Below are 17,384 nucleotides of genomic sequence, written 5' to 3' on the forward strand. Positions count from 1 at the left end.
GGCATCCGGAATCAGAGCCAGTGCTTGCGCTTGAACGTCAGCCAGAGCCCGAACGACGTCGCGGCCATGAGGCCCAGAGCCATGGGGTAGCCGTACTGCCAACTCAGTTCGGGCATGTTCTGGAAGTTCATGCCGTAGATCCCGCCCACCAACGACGGGCCGAACAGGATCGCCGCCCAGCCCGAGATCTTCTTGACCTGGTCGTTCTGCTCGAGCGAGGTCTCGGTCTGGCGTTGGGTGACGAGGGTCGCGTTGACCGTGAGTGCGTTGTCGAGGATGGCGCGCAGCGCCGTCAGCTTCTCGCTCTGTCGCAGGGCGTGGTCGAGCACGTCGCGCAGCGAGCGCTGCAGTTCGAGGTCGACGCCGTATTTGTCGGCGCCGCGCAGCAGGGCCTCGAGCATGTCGCGCAGCGGCTCGACCGCGCGCTGGAAATGGATGACCTCGCGGGCGAGCTCGTAGATGCGCTGGGTCAGGTCGGCGCCGTGCTCGCTGAAGAGCTGGTCCTCGATCTCGTCGACGTCGTTCTGCAGCCCGCGCGCGACCGGGTCGTACTGATCGACGACCTCGTCGAGGATGGCGTACAGCACCGCCTCGGGGCCGCGCGCGAGCAGATCGGGGCTGCCCTCCAAGCGGCGCCGCACCTGCGAGAGGTCGGGCACCTCGGCGTGGCGCACGGTGACGACGTAGTCCGTTCCGATGAAGACGTGCAATTCGCCGAACTCGATGGTCTCGCTCGCGTCGATGTACCGTGCGGGCCGGAGCACGGCGAAGAGGTTGTCGCCGTAGCGTTCGAGCTTCGCGCGCTGGTGCCCCGCGAGGGCGTCCTCGACCGCGAGCGGGTGCAGCGAGAACTCGGCGGCGACGCGTTCGAGCTCCTCCGGCGAGGGGCGCAGCAGCCCGATCCACGCCATACCGCCGTGGGCCTCCATGTACTCGAAGGTCTGGTCGAGGCTCGCGGGGTTCTCGATGCGGTGTCCGTCGACGTAGACGGCACTGTCGATGATGGGCATGAATACGTTGTACCCCCGACGCCTATGAACGCCGGGTCACTTCTTCGGGTCGTTGCCCCAGTTCATCAGCGAGTAGCGCCAGTCGGTGTCGGTGATGTCGCCCTTCGGCTTTTGCGCGCTGTGCCGCTTCACGTAACCGACGACCTTGCGCATGTGCGCGTAGTCGTCGTCGGTGAGGTCGGACTTCTTCTTCTCGAGGATGCGCACGATGTGACGCCCGCTCTCGTGTCCGGTCGACTCCCCGCTGCCGTCCTTCTTCTGCCCGACCGACTTCGACTCGTCGGTGTCGAGCCACTTCTTCAGTTCGCTCGCGGTCATGTTGACCGCGTCGTCGAAGTCTTCGCGGGTCTGGTCGTCGTCGTGGTCGCTCATGCCGTCATCCTCCCGATCACCGTCGGGCTCCGGCGCCCCCTTGCGCCGACGGCGTCGCGGTGGCATCCGGTCAGCCGAGGGGCTCGCTGAGCGGTTCGCCGACGTCGGATCCCGGATGCCGCGCCCCCACGGCGCGACGGGCGGCGGCGAGCACCGCGCCGATGCTGGCCGCGATGACCAAAGCGATGCCGACGATCTCGAGCCACGACAGGTGCTGGTTCAGCAGGAGGAAGCCCGCGATCGAGGCGGTGGCCGGCCCCAGGCTCATGAGGATCGCGAATGCCGACGCGGGCAGGCGCCGCAGCGCGACGAGTTCGAGGGCGTACGGGATGGTCGACGACAGCAGCGCGACGGCCGCCCCGAGGGCGAGGATGTCGACGCGCAGCAAGGCGCCTCCGGCCTGCCACACGCCGAACGGCAGCGCGATCACGGCGCCGACGGCCATCGCCAGAGCGAGTCCGTCGAGCCGCGGGAACTCGCGTCCCACGCGTGCCGACGCGAGAATGTAAAGCGCCCAGCTCACGGCGGCGCCGAGCGCGAAGACGACACCGAGCGCGTCGAGGCGATCCCATCCACCCGCACCGAGCGCGACCACTCCGGCGAGCGCGAGCCCCGCCCAGAGCCACCGCGCCAGGCCCGTGGCGGTCAGGATCGACAGCGTCAGCGGCCCCAGCACCTCGATGGTCACGGTCACGCCCAGGGGCAGCCGCTCCAGCGCCAGGTAGAACAGCCCGTTCATGGATGCCAGCACCACACCGAATCCGACGACCGAGCGCCACGCGTACCCGGTGTGCCCCATAAGCCGCGGCCGGGCGATGATGAGCAGCAGCACGGCCGAGAAGAGCAGTCTCAGCATCACGATGCCGAGCGGACCCGTTTCGGGGAACAACATCACCGCGAACGAGGCGCCGACCTCCTGGCAGGCCAGGCCCACGAGCACGAGCGCCGCGGCCGACCCGGGCCCGCCGCGTGCGGTCATCGACGCGTCATCCGGCGGGCGGCGCGCAGATCGCGTTGCCGGTGATGGATTCGCGCATCTGCTCGGCTGTCCAGGGCAGACCGGCTTCCGGCATCGTCTGGCCCGAGGCGGCGGGGGCCTTCGACGCGATGGCGGCGAGCTCCCAGGCGAGCCACGCGGAGGACATCTTGTTGCCGCCGGAGTTGTTCAGAACGACCGCGACCGACATGCCGGTCTCGGGGTCGGCGAAGGCGGCGACCATGTAGCCGGGCGTCCAACCGTATTGCCCGATGAGCGATCCGGCCTGATACGCGCCACCCGCCGCGGTGAACCACGTCGGCTGATCGCCGCCGACCGGCAGGGGCGCGGCGAAGCGATCGTTGTCCGCGGGCAGGAGCGCCCCGGTGGCGAGCGCCTGCGCATAGCGCCCGAGGTCGTCGATGTCGGTGACGGCACCGGATGCCGCTCCCCCGTAGCTCGACGACATCTCGGTGAATTCCAGGGGCGCCGCGCAGTCGAAGGCCCCCTCGGCGTTGGGCTGCGACCAGTGGCCGGTCAACGGGTTCGGGCCGGGAGTGGCCGGGGCGGGCGCGGGCAGCGAGGTGGCGTCGAGACCCAGGGGACCCGCCACCCGCTCGGCGAGGACGTCGCTCAGCGACTCGCCGGTAGCCCGCTCGACCGCGAGCCCCGCGATGTCGAAGTTCGTCGGCGATGCCGAGAAAGAGACGCCGGGCGCGTTCACCTGCGGCTTCGAGATGCCGTAGGCCATGAGTTCGCGCGCGTTCCAGACGCGGTCGGGGTTGCTCAGCACCAGGGAGTCGAGGGTGCCCATGTACGAGGCGAATCCCGAGGTGCCGTCGCACAGCTGCCGCAGGGTGATGTCGCCGTACTTCGGCAGGTTGCTGACCCACGTCGTCACCGGGTCGTCCATCGAGAGGACCTTGTCGGCGGCGAGCCGGTAGAGGGCGTCGCAGGTCATCGCGCCGGTGACATCGGCCGCGCGGAACTGCATGTCGGCCGTGACCTCTCCGCCGTCGGGCGTCTGCGACCCCAGGCCGGACACCCACGTGCCGCTCCACGGCGCCCACACGCCGACGATCGCGCCGGTCGACCCGGTCGCGGTCATGGCCGTGGTGACCGCGTCCTGCAGTTCGGCGACCGTGGCCTCGGGGAGGGGCGCGTCGACCTGCGCGGGTACGTCGATGCCCACCGCGTTCTGCGACGTGCAGCCGCTCAGCACGACGGCGAGCACGCTCACGCCCGCGATCGCGATGGCCGCGGAACGACGCCAAGTCCGCATGTGCAAACCCCCAAGTGTTTCCGAGCGCGACGAAGCGCGCTCCCGCACGATTCAAACACACGGCACCTGGGCGAATACGCCCCTTGCGCCCGTCGACCGTCACGTCTGCATCACGACCGGACGAATCCGAGCACGTTCCGAGGAAAATGGGGGTTAGGGGAACCTAACTCTCTGCGTATGATGGCCGCATGAACGCCGTCGCCTCCTTCTCCGCGGCTCTGCGCGAGCGCTCCAGCAGCGCGCATTCGCCCAGCGAGTGCGACGGGTTCATGACCGACCTGCTGACCGGCGCCGGAACCCGCGACGACTACATCGCCCTCATCGCCCAGCACTGGTTCATCTATGCCGCGCTCGAAGAGGCCGCCGCCCGCATGCGGACCGACCCGGTGGCATCCGTCTTCCTCCGCGACAAGCATTCGCGCCTGCCGGCCCTCGAAGCCGACCTCGCCTTCCTCATCGGCCCGCGGTGGCGTGAGGAGATCGCGCCGCTGCCCACGACGCAGGCGTACGTCTCTCGTATCCGCCGGGTCGCTGCGACGTGGCCGGGCGGTTTCGTCGCGCACCACTACACGCGCTTTCTCGGCGACCTGTCGGGCGGGCCGTCGATCGGTCGTCTCATGCGCCGCCGCTTCGGGTTCGAGACCAACGGCATCGGCTTCCTGCTGTTCGGCGACATCGCCGATCCGAAGGCCTTCAAGAACGTGTATCGCGAGCAGCTCGACGCCGCCCCGTGGGACGACGACGAGAAGGAGCGCGTGATCGCCGAGGTGCTCGTGGCCTACCGCTTCACCACCGAGCTGTTCGCCGACCTCACCCGCGCGAAGGCGGCTCGGGTGGCCTGAGGCGCTATGCCTTCTGTGCCGCGGCGTCCTGCCGCGCGAGCCACGCCTGCTTCATGAAGCGACGCACGTCTTCGTCGACCCGAATGTCGCTAGGCCGCAGCGGCCGCGTCAGGTAGAGGCCGTCGAGCGAGGTGAGCCGGCTCAGCGCGACGTACGTCTGGCCGGGGGCGAACGCGCCCGATCCGAGATCGACGACGGCGCGATCGTAGGTCTTGCCCTGCGATTTGTGGATGGTCACGGCCCAGGCCAGGCGCAGCGGGAACTGCGTGAACTCGGCGACGATCTCGCGCGAGAGGTTCTTCGTGCCTGGGTCGTACGCGTAGCGGTACCTCTCCCAGACGGCCGGTTCGACGTCGTGCTGGATGCCGTCGACCTCGACGCGCACGCTGTCGCCGGCGATGCGGGTCACGGTGCCGATCGTGCCGTTGACCCAGCGCGGCGCCTCGCCGAACTGCGCCGAGTCGTTGCGCAGGAACATGACCTGCGCGCCGACCTTGAGCGTGAGCTCCATCTCGGCGGGGTAATTCGCCTCGCCTCGACCGAAGTCGCCCGAGATCTCGGCGTTGGCCGTCTGGGTGCGACCGATGAGCTCGTCGAGGTGCTTGCGGTTGATGGTGTTGACGCGGTCGTTGCGGGTGGCGAGGGTGATGATCGGGTGCTCGCCGTCGGCCGGGTGCGGGGGTGTGCGGGCTCCGGCGGTGTTGAGCACCCCCGCCATCTCGGCGGTGACCCTGCCGTAGCGCACGGCGTTGAGCAGGTGCTTGAACCCGGGGTCGGACTGCCGGTGGATCTCGACGAGCTCGTTGACGTGCAGGTCGGCCCCGTGCCGGCCGATGTCGATGAGGCCGTCGCTCGCCGCCTCGCCCGACCACACCTTCGCGTCGAAGAACCAGAAGGAGCGGTAGTGGTCGCGGATGTATCGCATCTCGTCGCCGCGGGGCGGGACGGGAGCGAGCTGGTACGGGTCGCCGAACATGACGATCTGCGTGCCCCCGAACGGCTCCGACCGGCGACCGCGCGCCTGACGCAGCGAGCGGTCGATGGCATCCATGAGGTCGGCGTTGACCATCGAGATCTCGTCGATCACGAGGGTGTCGATCGCATTGAGGATCTTGCGGGTGGCGTCGTTCTGGTCGATGTCGCCGTTCGCGATGAGCCCGATGGGCAGCCGGAACAGCGAGTGGATCGTCTGCCCCTCGACGTTGAGCGCCGCGACGCCCGTCGGCGCGCAGACCGCGATCTGCTTCTGGGTGTTCCACGCCAGGTGCTGCAGCAACGTCGACTTGCCCGTGCCGGCGCGGCCCGTCACGAAGACGTGCTCGCGCGTGTCCTCGATCAGCCGGAACAGCGCCTGCTGTTCGGCGGAGAGGGGCGGCGTGGTCACCGGTTCATGCTAGTTCGCGGGGGCAGGCCCAGCGTCCGGCTGTGCAGTGTCGCACCGGGCGCGAGCCCCACGACATTCCGACGACGTCTCCCCCTGTGGACAGTCGATGCGGTGGATGCCCGACTCCTCTAGGTTCCCCTCATGAAGCGGATGCCGTGGTCGACGAATCAGCTCAAGCGGCTGAGCAGACAGATCCGCGACGGTGGACCCGCTCAGCCTGGCGTTCCGACGTACCGGGACGTGATGCTCTGGTACAACGACCTGGCCGAGAGCGTGCAGTCACGCATCGCGCGACTCGACTGGACCCCGCTCCTGGGGAACCGTTCGTTCGAGATCACGTCACGCCCGAAGACCATCGACACCTTGCGCCAGAAGCTGCGGCGGGAGCCGTCGACGCCGCTCCCCTCCGTCCAGGATGTCGCGGGGGTCCGCTTCGAGGCGGAGATGACCCTCGACGAGCAGGATGCGGTCGTCACCGCGATAGCGGGCGTATTCGGTCACCCCGAGCACGAATGCGTTCGCGACCTCCGCGACCGACCTCACTCCGGGTATCGGGCCGTGCACCTCTGGCTCCGACTCGATGCCCGGGTCGAAGTCCAAGTGCGGACCCACCTGCAGGGCGCCTGGGCCAACATGTACGAAGTCGCCGCCGACGTGTTCGGACGCGAGATCCGCTATGACGAGCTCCCTCGCAGTCCGCAGGACCGGGACATCGTCGACGCGTTGCAGAAGTTGTCGACCTCGCGTGTGGCGCGCATCGAAAGGAATCGCAACGAGATCGCCTCGCTCGTTCTGACCCTGGACGAGCTGCATGAGCACTCGGTTACCCAGGAGGATTATCAGAGCGTCAGACGTAGAGTGGAGCTGTTGCGACAGCAGAACCTCGCGAACGAGCAGAAGCTCCGCGGCGATCTCGACCGGCTTCGCGAGGTCTTCCGACAGGAATCGGCACCAGGGGGAGGGAGCTGACATGGCTGGCTTCGTCATCGAGTACAACCGGCGGAGCGGCGAGCGCCGCGTCCACACCTTCCCCGGCGAAGACGGTCACCGCGAAGCTCTCCGTCGTCGCTTCGAGCTCGAGGAGACCCGCGAGAGCGAGGACTGGGAGATCGTGTCGCTGAACAGCGATTCGATCGAAACCGTGCAGCGCACCCATGCGCGCTACTTCGAACGCGACCGCCTCTCGGCCTGACCGGGACCGCCGGCGGGCGGCTCGGTGTGGACGAGCAGCCACCGCGCCTCGCCGGACAGCACGTCGTCGATGTGGCTGCGGAAGCGGGGGCACCGGGTGATGTCGTGCGAGCGGCAGCGCAGGGCGTGCTCGGTCATGGCGCGCGCCTGCGCGATGTCCGCCGCGCGCCGATCGAGTTCGGCCACGTGCTCCTCGAGCACCCGGTGACGGTCGCGGGCGTCCTCGTCGAGCAGAACCCGGATCTGATCGAGTGACAACCCCGCCGCCTTGTTGCGCAGGATCACGGCGATCCGCACGACATCGGCGTCGCCGTAGCGGCGCCGGCCGGCGGCATCCCGCTCCGGATGCAACAGCCCTTGATCCTCCCAGTGGCGCAGCACGTGCGTGTCGAGACCGAAACGCGCCGCCGTGTCGCCGATCGACTCCCCGCTTGACTTCATGTCGACATGAAGTCACACGATGGAGGCGAACGCAAGCGAGAGGAGACGACGTGTACGACGCGATCATCATCGGAGGCGGCCCCGCGGGTCTGCAGGCAGCCCTGACCCTCGGCCGCATGCACCGTCGCACGCTGCTGCTCGACTCGGGCGAGTACCGCAACGGCACGGTGCGCCACGCCCACAACCTGCTGACGAACGACGGGCGCGACCCCGCCGACCTGCGGCGCCTCGGCCGCGCCGAGATCGCCGCGTACGACACGGTCGAGATCCGGGATGCCGCCGCCACGGCCGTGGTGCGGGAGGGCGACGGCCTCACCGTCGACGTCGCCGGGGAGCGGTTCCGCGCGCACGCGGTGATCCTGGCGACCGGCGTCTCCGACGAGCTGCCGCCGATCCCGGGACTCGCCGCGCACTGGGGGGACGCGGTCGCCAATTGCCCGTTCTGCCACGGCCACGAGTTCGCCGGCCGACCGGTCGCGATCGTGAACGGTTCCCCGCACGCGACGGTCCTCGCGCGCATGCTCGAGCCGGTGGCATCCGAGGTCCACGTCGTCGATCCCGCAGACGTCCGCGCGGTGGAGGGTGTCGAGGAGGGCCTCCGGCTGCGAACCGCCGGGGGCGATCTCGAGGTCGCCGGAGCGTTTGTGGCACCGTCCTGGGCACCCCGCGGCGGACTCGTCGACGCCCTCGGCGTCGAACGGCAGGAGTCGGGCGCCGTCCGCACCGACCCGTTCGGGCGGACGAGCGTCGAGGGCGTCTACGCGGTCGGGGACATCGCTCAGCCCGACCACCTGCCGGGCCCGATGTTCTCGCTCGCCGCGGCGGTGGCGGGAGGCCAGCTGGCGGCGGTCGCGGTGGTGCAGTCGCTCGTCGCGACGTGACGTACGCGGCGGCCCCACAGGACTCCTTCTTAGACTGGGTCCGTGGACAACGCCGGCGGGGGCCCCGCGACGCCCGAGGGCGTCCGCGGTGCGCGCGCACGCCGACGGTTCGAGATCCCCGCGATCATCCTCATCGGGGTGCTCTTGGTCGCCGCCCTCGGCGCCGGCGCCGCCTCGCTGTACCGCGAGGTCTACAGCCCCCGCGCGTTCGTGCTTCACTACCTCGACCTCCTCCAGGAGCGACGCACGGCCGATGCCCTCGCGATCCCCGGGGTCGCCGTCGACTCCGCGCAGCTCGAGGCCGTCGGACTCCCCGCCACCGCGTCCGAAGCCCTGCTGCGCCCGGACTCGCTCATGCCCCTCACCGACGCCCGGGTCGTCGACGAGAGCAGTGACGGCGAGACCACCCGGGTCACCGTCTCGTACACGGCGGGCGGCTATGCCGGCACGACGAGATTCGACATCGAGCCCGACACCGGCGCGAGCCTGCTGCCCCGCTGGCGCTTCGCGCGCAGCCCGCTCTCGGTGATGGATTTGTCGGTCGAGGGGTCGATGCGCTTCGCCGTGAACGGCTTCGAGGTCGACAAGCGACAGGTCTCCGCCGACGGGGCGGATGCCGACCCGAGCGCCGCCCTGCCCCTGCTGGTGTTCTCACCCGGGCTGTACTCCGTCGCGGTCGACACGGCGATCTCCTCGACCCCCGGGGTCGCCGTGCTCGCCGACGCGCCGCTGGCCGGCATCCCGGTCGACGTCCAGGCGCAGCCCACGACCGAGTTCATCGGCGTCGTGCAGCAGCGCGTCGAGGACTTCCTCACCGCGTGCGCCGAGCAGCAGGTCCTGCAGCCCACCGGCTGCCCGTTCGGCTTCACCGTCCGCAACCGCATCGACGACGCACCCACGTGGTCGATCGTGCAGCAGCCCGAGGTGTCGGTCGTGCCCGACGGCGCCGGCTGGCGCATCCCCGACGCCGCGGCGAAGGCCCACATCGTCGTCGACATCCGCTCGATCTTCGACGGCAGCGTCCGCACGGTGGAAGAAGACGTCGACTTCACCGTCGACGGTCAGATCACGGTGCAGCCCGACGGCTCGGCATCCATCCTCGTCGGCGGCTCGAGCGACTGACGCACCGCGTCAGCGTCCGCCGCGGGCTGCGACCTTCGCGTCGCGCGCCGCCAGCCGGGCGAGCTCCTCGTTGTAGGCGTCGAGTTCGAGGTCGCCGACGCGGTCCACGTGCCGGTCGCGGCGGCGCTGCTGCCGCTCGTCGCTGCGGCTCCACTGGATCGCCACGACGATCGCCAGGATCAGCGTGGGGATCTCGCCGACCGACCACGCGACGCCGCCGCCGACGTACTGGTCCTCGAGCGGGGTGACGCCCCAGGTGCGCCCCATGGCGCCGAACCACTCCGCCACCATCAGGCCCGAGTTCATCATGATCGCGATACCGAAGAAGGCGTGCATCGCCATGATGGCGATGAGCACCAGCAGGCGCATCGGGTACGGGAGGCGGTACGGCACGGGGTCGATGCCGATGAGGCTGAGCACGAAGAGATAGCCCGTGACGAGGAAGTGGGCGACCATCCAGATGTGGCCCACGTGGTCGTACAGCGACCAGCGGAACAGGTCGGTGTAGTAGAACGCCCACAGCGAGCCGATGAACAGGCCGGCGGCGACGTACGGGTTGGTGAGCACCTTCGCGACCGGGTTGTGCACGGCCCAGAGGATCCACTCGCGACCGCCCCGCGTGCCGTCGTCGCGCTTGGCGATCGCGCGAGCGGCAAGCGAGACGGGGGCGCCGGCGACCAGCATGAGCGGGATCGCCATCGACAGCAGCATGTGGCCGATCATGTGCATGCTGAACAGGTAGTCCTGGTACACGTTGATCGGTCCGGACGTGACCCAGAAGACCCCGAAGAGCCCCAGCGTCCACAGCACGGTGCGGTAGATCGGCCACGAGTCGCCGCGGCGCAGCAGGCGCCAGACGCCCGCGAGGTAGAAGAACAACGCGAAGACGACGACGAGGGTCCAGAGCAGGTCGACGTTCCACGCCGTGAACCAGCGATCCACGGTGAACTCCGGCGGCAGCGGGGCACCGGTGAGCACCTCGGCGGGGGTCTGACCGACCAGCGGGGCCTCGACCGGCGGGGGCGTGCGCGCGAGCGCGACGGCCGCACCGCTGGCGACACCCATGAAGACGAGCTCGAGGCCGATGACGCCCCAGAAGCGCCGGGAACCGGCCTCGTCGGCCATGCGGGCGATGAGTCGGCGACGGTACCAGGCGCCGAGCAACCCCATGGCGATGAGCGCGGCCACCTTCACCAGCACGAGCGCGCCGTACGCCGACCACAGGTTCTGCAGGCCCAGCAGACCGATCGACGCGCGCACGGTTCCCGAGATCGCGACCACGATGAAGGCCACCAACGCGAGCGAGGAGTAGCGCAACAGCGTCGTCTGCAGCTGCGCGCGTGACATCGCCGGGCGGATCACCACGAGCAGCACAAGACCGCCCAGCCAGACGGCGGCGGCCATGATGTGCAGCACGAGCGAGGTGACGGCGGCGTCATGGCTCGCCTCCTCGCCGGCGTGGCCCTGAGTCCCCATGGGGATGAGGGAGGCCAGAGCGAGGATCGCGACGAGAAGCGTCGGGATCCAGGAACGCACCGCGAAGGTGAGGACCGTCAGCACGGCACCCGCGATCGTCGTGATGAGCCACGCGACGCCGATGGGGCTCTCGACGAGGAATCGTCCGAGCTGCTGGCCGAAGACCGCGTCGAGCGTGGGCTTGGCGTTGAGGATGTTGAGGAAGGTCAGATAGCCGGTGACCGCTGCGGCGACCGTGAAGACGGCCGCGCCGATGGATGCCGTGTCGAGCGCGATCTCGAAGGGTCGCTCCCCCGCGCGCAGCGCGAACAGCGCCAGCACGAGCGATCCGACCATCGTGGCGGCGGACAGATTGACCAGGACCGTCGCGATGGGGAGACCCCAGCGCACGACCGGACCGGGATCGGCCAGCTGCGGTGCCGCCGCGCCTCCCCCGTAGGCGAGCCCGACGGCGAGCGCGATCAGCGAGACCACGATCAGGATGCCGGGTCCCGCGACGCGGAGAAGTCGGGGATTCACCCGACCAGCCTACGTCGCGCGGGAAGCGCAGAGGGGGGATGCCATCGGCATCCCCCCTCTGATGGTTCGAGACCGTCTTACTTGACGGCAGCCTTGAGCTTCGAGCCCGCGGTGACCTTGACGCGCTTGCCGGCGGGGATGGAGATCTCCTCACCCGTCTGCGGGTTGCGGCCGGTGCGAGCCGACGTGGCGACCTGCTCGAAGGCGATCCAGCCGGGGATCGAGACCTTGCTGCCCTTGGCGACCGCCTCGGAGACGGTGGAGAAGAGGGAGTCGAGCACGCCCGACACGGCGGACTGGCTCTGCCCGGTCGCGCTGGCGATGCTCGCGACGAGCTCGGTCTTGGTGATGGACTTGTCGGCCATGTGGTTTGTCCTCCAGGGGGCGGCGAGCGCCACCTCTCGTTACTGCGGACGAGGAGGAATCCTCCTCGGTGGTCGGGAGACCGCCTCGACAGTATCAACCGAACCCCGGAATTACGCGGATTTTGACCGATTTCGCGCCTTAACCCCCGGCGTGTCGAGGTTCCTGGGGCCGGTGAGACCCGTGGGATACGCGGTGCGCACCGTGATCACCCCGGGAACGACGAAGGGCGGGGACCCGTGAGGATCCCCGCCCTTCGGCGATGAGTGGTGCTTACCAGCTCGACTTGGTCACGCCGGGCAGCTCGCCGCGGTGCGCCATGTCACGGAAGCGGACGCGCGAGACGCCGAACTTCGTGAGGACACCACGGGGGCGGCCGTCGATGACGTCGCGGCTGCGCACGCGCGCGGGCGACGCGTTGCGGGGCAGCTTCTGCAGGCCCACGCGGGCGGCCTCGCGGGCCTCGTCGGTCGCGTTGGGGTCGACCAGGGTCTTCTTCAGCTCGGCGCGCTTCGCGGCGTAGCGCTCGACGACGACCTTGCGCTGCTCGTTGCGCGCGATCTTGCTCTTCTTAGCCATGTGCTTAGCGCTCCTCTCGGAAGTCGACGTGCTTGCGGACCACGGGGTCGTACTTCTTGAGCACGATGCGGTCGGGGTTGTTGCGGCGGTTCTTGCGCGTCACGTAGGTGTACCCCGTGCCGGCGGTCGAACGCAGCTTGATGATCGGACGAACGTCCTGAGCCTTCTTCGCCATTACAGCTTCACGCCCTTCGCCTGCAGGTCACGGACGACGGACTCGATGCCGCGAGCGTCGATGACCTTGATGCCCTTCGCCGAAACGTTGAGCTTGATGTTGCGACCCAGCGACGGAACGAAGTAGGTCTTCTTCTGCACGTTCGGGTCGAAGCGGCGCTTCGTCCGGCGGTGCGAGTGCGAGATGTTGTGACCGAAGCCGGGAACCGCTCCAGTCACCTGGCACACTGCTGCCATGGTGATGTCTCCTTCTGTACCGTGACACCGGACGGTGCCACCCAAGATCCCTTGTCTGCACCCCGTCCGAGCACGGCGGAAGGCCGGGATCGGGAGATGGGATGCGAACTGCGTGCTGGAGTGCGCGCAGACAAGGGGTCAGTCTAGCACGGGCGGCTCGCCTGCCCTGAGCCTGCCGAAGGGTCGTCTTGACGAGCGGCCGCCTCGGCCGCGCCGCGTCCCCACCGGAACGGCGAGACCGTGGCATCCCCCTCGATCCAGAAGCGCCACGGGAACGCATCCGTTCCGGCGAGCCCTGCCACGCCGACCCGCGGCCCCGTGGCGATCCGCGAGACCGGCGTCTCGGCCAGCAGCAGCCGAGCCCGCGCGCCCGCGCGCTCCGCGCCGGTGACCGCGTCGATGCCGTCGTGGATCGGATGCCGCAGCCCCACCGCGTCGCCCAGACGCCCGGGTCCGCGCGCGAGGTCGCGAGCCGAGCGCACCGCCCCGCGGCGTTCGAGGCGCCGTCGCTCGGCGATGTCGGCACCCTCGACGATCTCGCCGCCGCGCAGGAGCACACCGCCGGCCACCCCCTCGGGACCGCAGACGATGTTGACGCACGAATGGATGCCATGGCTCAGGTACACGTACAGGTGCCCCGGTTCGCCCCACATGGTGGCGTTGCGCGCGGTCGGGCCCATGCGCGCGTGGGACCCGGGATCGGGCACCTCGCCCGTTCCGCGACCGTGGTACGCCTCGACCTCGGTGAGACGCACGACGACGCGCTCCCCGGCGACGACCGTCTCGAGCAGCGCCCCCAGCAGCTGCGGGGCGACCTCGACCGGGAGTCCGGCGAGATCGGCGCGCGCGGCGGGACGCGTCACTGCGGCGGCACCTGGCACCACGACAGGTCGAAGCCCTGCAGGGCCTGCACCTCCTGCCCGGTGTCGACCTCGACGAGATGCGTGAGCAGGCGCTCCGGCAGCGGCAGCTGATAGCGGTCGAAGGGGTTGTCGACGGCCCGCGGGGCGACGAGCACGGCGGCGTAGCGCCCGCTCGGCGACACGCACGTCTGCAGCACGGTGTCGGAGCCGGGCACCGTCAGCAGCGGACGCACCGCCCCCGCCGTGTCGACGTGCGCGACGATCGTGGAGCGCGAGACGCCGTCGTCGCTGATGTCGGCGAACGAGCGGACCGTGCCCGCGTCGGCACCCGGAACGGGGGTCGCGCGACCGGTGAGCCCGGGCGGATCGACGGGCTGCACGAGACCCTGCTCCGACCCGGTGGTGAGGTCGATCTCGCGGATGCCCTCGAGTCGCTCCACGATCGCCACCGACGACCCGCGCGCGATCCCGTCGATCGACACGGCACTGCCGAGGGGAGCGGCGTTACCGCCCTGCGCGTCGGTGAGCAGCAGCCGCGAGTCGAAGGTGAGCACGAGCATGCTGTCGGTGTCGGGGACGAAGCGGTAGTCGGCGATGCGCACGTCGCCGCCGTTCAGGCCCACCTCGGTGGGAGCCGAATCCTCGGCGGCGGACGCCGTGAACAGACGGCTCTCGCGTCCCCCGGCGGCGCCCAGGTCGGCATCCGAGAAGGTGAAGCCGATGCGTTCGCCGCGATCGGCCGACTGCAGGTTGGTCACGAACCCGGGTCCCGGCAGCGGGATGTCGCGCTGGTTGCCCCCGTCGGGGTCGGTCACGATGACCCGCGCGGTGTCGCCGTCGCGCACCGAGATCACGAGATGGTTCGCGGTCGCACGGAAGTCCTCGATGTGCGGGTGCACGAAGACCGGCAGACCCGCTTGCCCCTGCAGGTCGGTGCGGAAGATCGTGTCGCCCTCGGGCGTCCCGCGCTGCATGAGGTACGCCTCGAGCGGCGGGGTGCGGAACTCCTCGGTGAGGGTGGCCGAGGGGCCGGCACCCAGGCCGCTCACGTCGGCGACGGTGATGCGGTAGTCGGTGTCGTCGTGCAGCGGCAGCGTGAAGCGCACGCCGACGCTGCGACCCGAGGTGTCGACGGTGAACGGGGCGGCCGGCTCGACCGTGACCTGCGAGGGGTCCACGGTCTCGAGGGACTGCGTGGTGGTGAGGATCACCCGCGAGCCGGAGGCGTTCACCGCCGCGTTCGGATCGACCTGCACGTCGGTGACGCGCGGACCCTGGGCCACCGCGACCACCCCGCCCACTCCGCCGATCACGACGAGCGAGACGAGGATCGCGGCGAACGCGATCGCGAACCCGCGCCCGCGCCGACGCCGGGAGCGCGAGCGACGGGAGTCAGTACTCATACGGGTCCGCCGGTTCGTCGATGGACGCCACCTGGTCGGCGTGCACCTCGAGGGCGCCGTCTCCGCTGGAGCGCACGGTCCCCGTCACCGTCACCCACTGACCGGTGGCGGGGGCGTCGACGGACGCCGCCACGGGCAGGCGCGCCGTCTGCGCGTCGATGACGCAGTGCGTGATGACCAGGCGGGTGAGATCGAAGCTCGCGCCGTCGCCCCCCGGGGTGATGAACCCGGTGAGCGTCACCGGTTTGCCGTCGAAGGTCTCCGGGTTGGTCGCGTGGGCGAAGACCGCCGACCAGTCCCCGATGCCGAACTGCGAGGTGTCGCCGGAGGCGGCGAGGGTCACCACGTCGGAGCCGGCGAACAGGGGCGGCGCGCCCACGTCGCGCGAGACCGCCAGGTCGGTCGACAGCGACGTCGCGGGGGTGAGCAGCACGGCGATCACCGCACCCGAGGCGAGCACGCCGCCGGTGAAGGCGGCGATGCCGCCCGGGGTGAGGCGCGGCCGGGCGGCGAGATGGTCGTGCGCGGCGTGGTCGTGGGCGTCGAGGGGGTCGGAGTGCTCGTGATCAGCGTGCGCGAACGCTTCGCGACGCGCCGACGACGACGCGGGGGCGTGCCCGTGCTCGTGGTCGTGCCCGTGATCGGCCTCGGCGCCCAGGGGCAACGCGAACGAGGCGAGGGCACCGGCGAGGGCGACGAACGACATCCCGACGGCGAACCACGCCGAGTCGGGGTTGATGTACAGCGCCATGCGACCGGTGACCCAGAGCACGATCGTCGTGATCGACAGGCAGGCCGTGAGACCGACGCCGAGCCAGCGGGTGGCGAGAGCGGCTGATCTAGACAAGGAGATTCACCACCGTTCCCAGAGCGAAGGCGAAGAGCACCACGACGACCGTCATCCCCGCGAGCACGCGCGTGGTGAAAGTGGTGCGCAGCAGCGCGAGCATCTTCACGTCGATGATCGGCCCCAGCACGAGGAAGGCCACGAGCGAACCGGGCGAGAACGTCGACGCGAACGACAGCGCGAAGAACGCGTCCACGTTCGAGCACAGCGAGACGACGATGGCCAGCAGCATCATCGCCGCGATCGACAGCGCCGGGTCCGACCCGATCGCGAGCAACGCACTGCGCGGCACGAGCACCTGCACGGCGCCCGCCAGGAGAGAACCGATGATGAGCGCCGGCATGACCGACCGCAGCTCGACGACGAACTGGGCGATCGAGCGACGGCCGCGGTCGCCGCGCTCCTGCACGACGATCTCGCACGTCGCGAGGAAGCGCTCGGTCAGCAGCTTGTCGGGATCGGGATGCCGGCTGTACAGCCAGCCGATGAGGTTCGCGACGAGGTAGCCGCCGATCAGGCGCGCCACCAGGATGCCGTCGCTGAAGCCGAAGGCGGCGTGCGTACTGATGATGACGATCGGGTTCACGATCGGCGCCGCCACCAGGAACGTCAGCGTGTCGGAGACGCCGAAGCCGCGCATCAGCAGACCACGCGCGAAGGGCACGTTTCCGCACTCGCAGACGGGGATGAACATGCCCAGCAGGGACAGCACCGCCCGGCGCGCCCAGGGCGCGCGCGGCATCCATCTCTCGATCGCCCCCGGCGGCACCCACACCTGCACGATGATCGACAGCAGCACGCCGAGGATGACGAACGGGAGCGACTCGATGAGGACGCTCAGCGCGAGCGTCAGCCCGTCCTGCGCGCGGGTCGGCAGCGGCTGCGTGAAGAACGTCGGGGCGAAGGCGTCGACGAGGAACAGCGCCGTGATCACGACGACACCGAGGCCGAGCGCGACGACGGTGCGGGGGGCGCCCGTCCGCTGCGGCGTCGGTGCCGTGGTGCGACTACTCGTCGCCACGCTCGCGAGCCCGCGTGCGGGCGCAGTCAGTGCAGATGCCGAAGATGTCGACCACGTGCTCGGCCTCGCTGAACCCGTGCTGGGCGGCCGTGCGCTGCGCCCACTCCTCGACGTCGGTGGCTGCGATCTCGACCGCCTTGCCGCACGAACGGCAGATCAGGTGGTGGTGGTGACCGCGCGTCTCGCACGCCCGGAACAGGTTCTCGCCGTCGGGGCTCTGCAGCGAGTCGGCATCACCGCGCGCGGCGAGCCCGGCAAGGGTGCGGTACACGGTGGCGAGGCCGATGCCCGTGTTCTCGTCGCGCAGCGTGGCGTGCAGCGACTGCGCGCTGACGAAGCCGCCCGCTCCGGAGAGGGCTTCGCGCACGCGCTCGCGCTGCCACGTGTTGCGCTGGACCATG

21 protein-coding genes are annotated in these 17,384 nt (G+C 70.0%); 5 read left to right on the top strand and 16 right to left on the bottom strand.

The genetic code is table 11. From position 1 onward, the window contains the following. Positions 1-11: 11 nt before the first annotated feature. The 4 genes from corA to Q9R20_RS05300 form a co-directional block, all read right to left on the bottom strand. Complete coding sequence (gene corA / locus Q9R20_RS05285) at positions 12-1,010, bottom strand: magnesium/cobalt transporter CorA (protein ID WP_311248319.1); 999 nt, start codon at positions 1,008-1,010, stop codon at positions 12-14. A 36-nt stretch (positions 1,011-1,046) separates the two neighbouring features. Beyond that, positions 1,047-1,382, bottom strand: a complete 336-nt coding sequence (locus Q9R20_RS05290) for a DUF3140 domain-containing protein (RefSeq protein WP_311248320.1) — start codon at positions 1,380-1,382, stop codon at positions 1,047-1,049. 70 nt (positions 1,383-1,452) lie between these two features. Next, positions 1,453-2,361, bottom strand: a complete 909-nt coding sequence (locus Q9R20_RS05295; protein ID WP_311248321.1) for an EamA family transporter — start codon at positions 2,359-2,361, stop codon at positions 1,453-1,455. Positions 2,362-2,368: 7 nt separating this feature from the next. Then, a complete protein-coding gene (locus Q9R20_RS05300; RefSeq protein WP_311248322.1) occupies positions 2,369-3,640 on the bottom strand; it encodes a serine hydrolase domain-containing protein in 1,272 nt (423 codons plus the stop codon). A gap of 188 nt (positions 3,641-3,828) precedes the next feature. On the opposite strand from Q9R20_RS05300, the gene Q9R20_RS05305 reads away from it, so the two are divergent. Further along, entirely contained in the window at positions 3,829-4,482 is a 654-nt protein-coding gene (locus Q9R20_RS05305) for a heme oxygenase (biliverdin-producing) (protein ID WP_295840286.1), read from the top strand. Positions 4,483-4,486: 4 nt separating this feature from the next. Here the strand turns inward: Q9R20_RS05305 and Q9R20_RS05310 are convergent, their stop codons facing one another. Next, on the bottom strand, positions 4,487-5,866 hold the full coding sequence (locus tag Q9R20_RS05310) for a DEAD/DEAH box helicase (RefSeq protein ID WP_311248323.1): 1,380 nt from the start codon (positions 5,864-5,866) through the stop codon (positions 4,487-4,489). 141 nt (positions 5,867-6,007) lie between these two features. On the opposite strand from Q9R20_RS05310, the gene Q9R20_RS05315 reads away from it, so the two are divergent. Both Q9R20_RS05315 and Q9R20_RS05320 read left to right on the top strand, forming a co-directional pair. Continuing rightward, positions 6,008-6,835, top strand: coding sequence for a hypothetical protein (locus Q9R20_RS05315; RefSeq protein WP_311248324.1), 828 nt, complete (start codon positions 6,008-6,010; stop codon positions 6,833-6,835). 1 nt (position 6,836) lies between these two features. After that, complete coding sequence (locus Q9R20_RS05320) at positions 6,837-7,058, top strand: hypothetical protein (RefSeq protein WP_311248325.1); 222 nt, start codon at positions 6,837-6,839, stop codon at positions 7,056-7,058. Here the strand turns inward: Q9R20_RS05320 and Q9R20_RS05325 are convergent. After that, on the bottom strand, positions 7,028-7,498 hold the full coding sequence (locus Q9R20_RS05325) for a MerR family transcriptional regulator (RefSeq protein ID WP_311248326.1): 471 nt from the start codon (positions 7,496-7,498) through the stop codon (positions 7,028-7,030). The genes Q9R20_RS05320 and Q9R20_RS05325 overlap by 31 nt on opposite strands. A 50-nt stretch (positions 7,499-7,548) precedes the next feature. Here Q9R20_RS05325 and Q9R20_RS05330 point away from each other — a divergent pair, with 50 nt between their 5' ends. Together Q9R20_RS05330 and Q9R20_RS05335 are read left to right on the top strand one after the other, a co-directional pair. After that, the gene (locus tag Q9R20_RS05330; RefSeq protein ID WP_311248327.1) at positions 7,549-8,379 is read left to right on the top strand and encodes an NAD(P)/FAD-dependent oxidoreductase; all 831 of its coding nucleotides are present in this window, start codon (positions 7,549-7,551) and stop codon (positions 8,377-8,379) included. Positions 8,380-8,421: 42 nt separating this feature from the next. Continuing rightward, positions 8,422-9,501 carry a hypothetical protein gene (locus Q9R20_RS05335; protein ID WP_311248328.1) on the top strand — a complete coding sequence of 360 codons (1,080 nt, stop codon included), beginning with the start codon at positions 8,422-8,424 and terminating at the stop codon, positions 9,499-9,501. A gap of 9 nt (positions 9,502-9,510) precedes the next feature. Here Q9R20_RS05335 and Q9R20_RS05340 read toward each other — a convergent pair whose 3' ends face one another. The 10 genes from Q9R20_RS05340 to Q9R20_RS05385 all read right to left on the bottom strand — a co-directional run bounded on the left by Q9R20_RS05340 (position 9,511) and on the right by Q9R20_RS05385 (position 17,383). Then, positions 9,511-11,496, bottom strand: a complete 1,986-nt coding sequence (locus Q9R20_RS05340; protein ID WP_311248329.1) for a cytochrome c oxidase assembly protein — start codon at positions 11,494-11,496, stop codon at positions 9,511-9,513. Positions 11,497-11,573: 77 nt separating this feature from the next. Continuing rightward, on the bottom strand, positions 11,574-11,861 hold the full coding sequence (locus Q9R20_RS05345) for an HU family DNA-binding protein (protein ID WP_013584778.1): 288 nt from the start codon (positions 11,859-11,861) through the stop codon (positions 11,574-11,576). Between the two features lie 271 nt (positions 11,862-12,132). Beyond that, positions 12,133-12,438, bottom strand: a complete 306-nt coding sequence (gene rpsN, locus Q9R20_RS05350; protein ID WP_022878196.1) for a 30S ribosomal protein S14 — start codon at positions 12,436-12,438, stop codon at positions 12,133-12,135. 4 nt (positions 12,439-12,442) lie between these two features. Further along, a complete protein-coding gene (gene rpmG, locus Q9R20_RS05355) occupies positions 12,443-12,613 on the bottom strand; it encodes a 50S ribosomal protein L33 (RefSeq protein ID WP_013584775.1) in 171 nt (56 codons plus the stop codon). Next, positions 12,613-12,849 (bottom strand): 50S ribosomal protein L28, encoded by a 237-nt coding sequence (gene rpmB / locus Q9R20_RS05360; protein WP_055832508.1) that lies wholly within the window; start codon positions 12,847-12,849, stop codon positions 12,613-12,615. Before rpmB ends, rpmG begins: the two co-directional genes overlap by 1 nt. A 143-nt stretch (positions 12,850-12,992) precedes the next feature. Then, positions 12,993-13,712: a DNA-3-methyladenine glycosylase gene (locus tag Q9R20_RS05365; protein ID WP_311248330.1), complete on the bottom strand. Its 720-nt coding sequence runs from the start codon at positions 13,710-13,712 to the stop codon at positions 12,993-12,995. Next, positions 13,709-15,115: a hypothetical protein gene (locus Q9R20_RS05370; RefSeq protein WP_295839729.1), complete on the bottom strand. Its 1,407-nt coding sequence runs from the start codon at positions 15,113-15,115 to the stop codon at positions 13,709-13,711. Before Q9R20_RS05370 ends, Q9R20_RS05365 begins: the two co-directional genes overlap by 4 nt. Beyond that, on the bottom strand, positions 15,105-15,962 hold the full coding sequence (locus Q9R20_RS05375; RefSeq protein ID WP_295839728.1) for a TIGR03943 family putative permease subunit: 858 nt from the start codon (positions 15,960-15,962) through the stop codon (positions 15,105-15,107). The genes Q9R20_RS05370 and Q9R20_RS05375 overlap by 11 nt, the downstream gene beginning before the upstream one ends. After that, positions 15,955-16,983 (bottom strand): permease, encoded by a 1,029-nt coding sequence (locus tag Q9R20_RS05380; RefSeq protein ID WP_396653660.1) that lies wholly within the window; start codon positions 16,981-16,983, stop codon positions 15,955-15,957. Before Q9R20_RS05380 ends, Q9R20_RS05375 begins: the two co-directional genes overlap by 8 nt. After that, a complete protein-coding gene (locus tag Q9R20_RS05385; protein WP_311248331.1) occupies positions 16,970-17,383 on the bottom strand; it encodes a transcriptional repressor in 414 nt (137 codons plus the stop codon). Before Q9R20_RS05385 ends, Q9R20_RS05380 begins: the two co-directional genes overlap by 14 nt. Position 17,384 lies beyond the last annotated feature (1 nt).

The sequence above is a fragment of the Microbacterium sp. PRF11 genome (assembly GCF_031844085.1).
GTDB lineage: Bacteria > Actinomycetota > Actinomycetes > Actinomycetales > Microbacteriaceae > Microbacterium.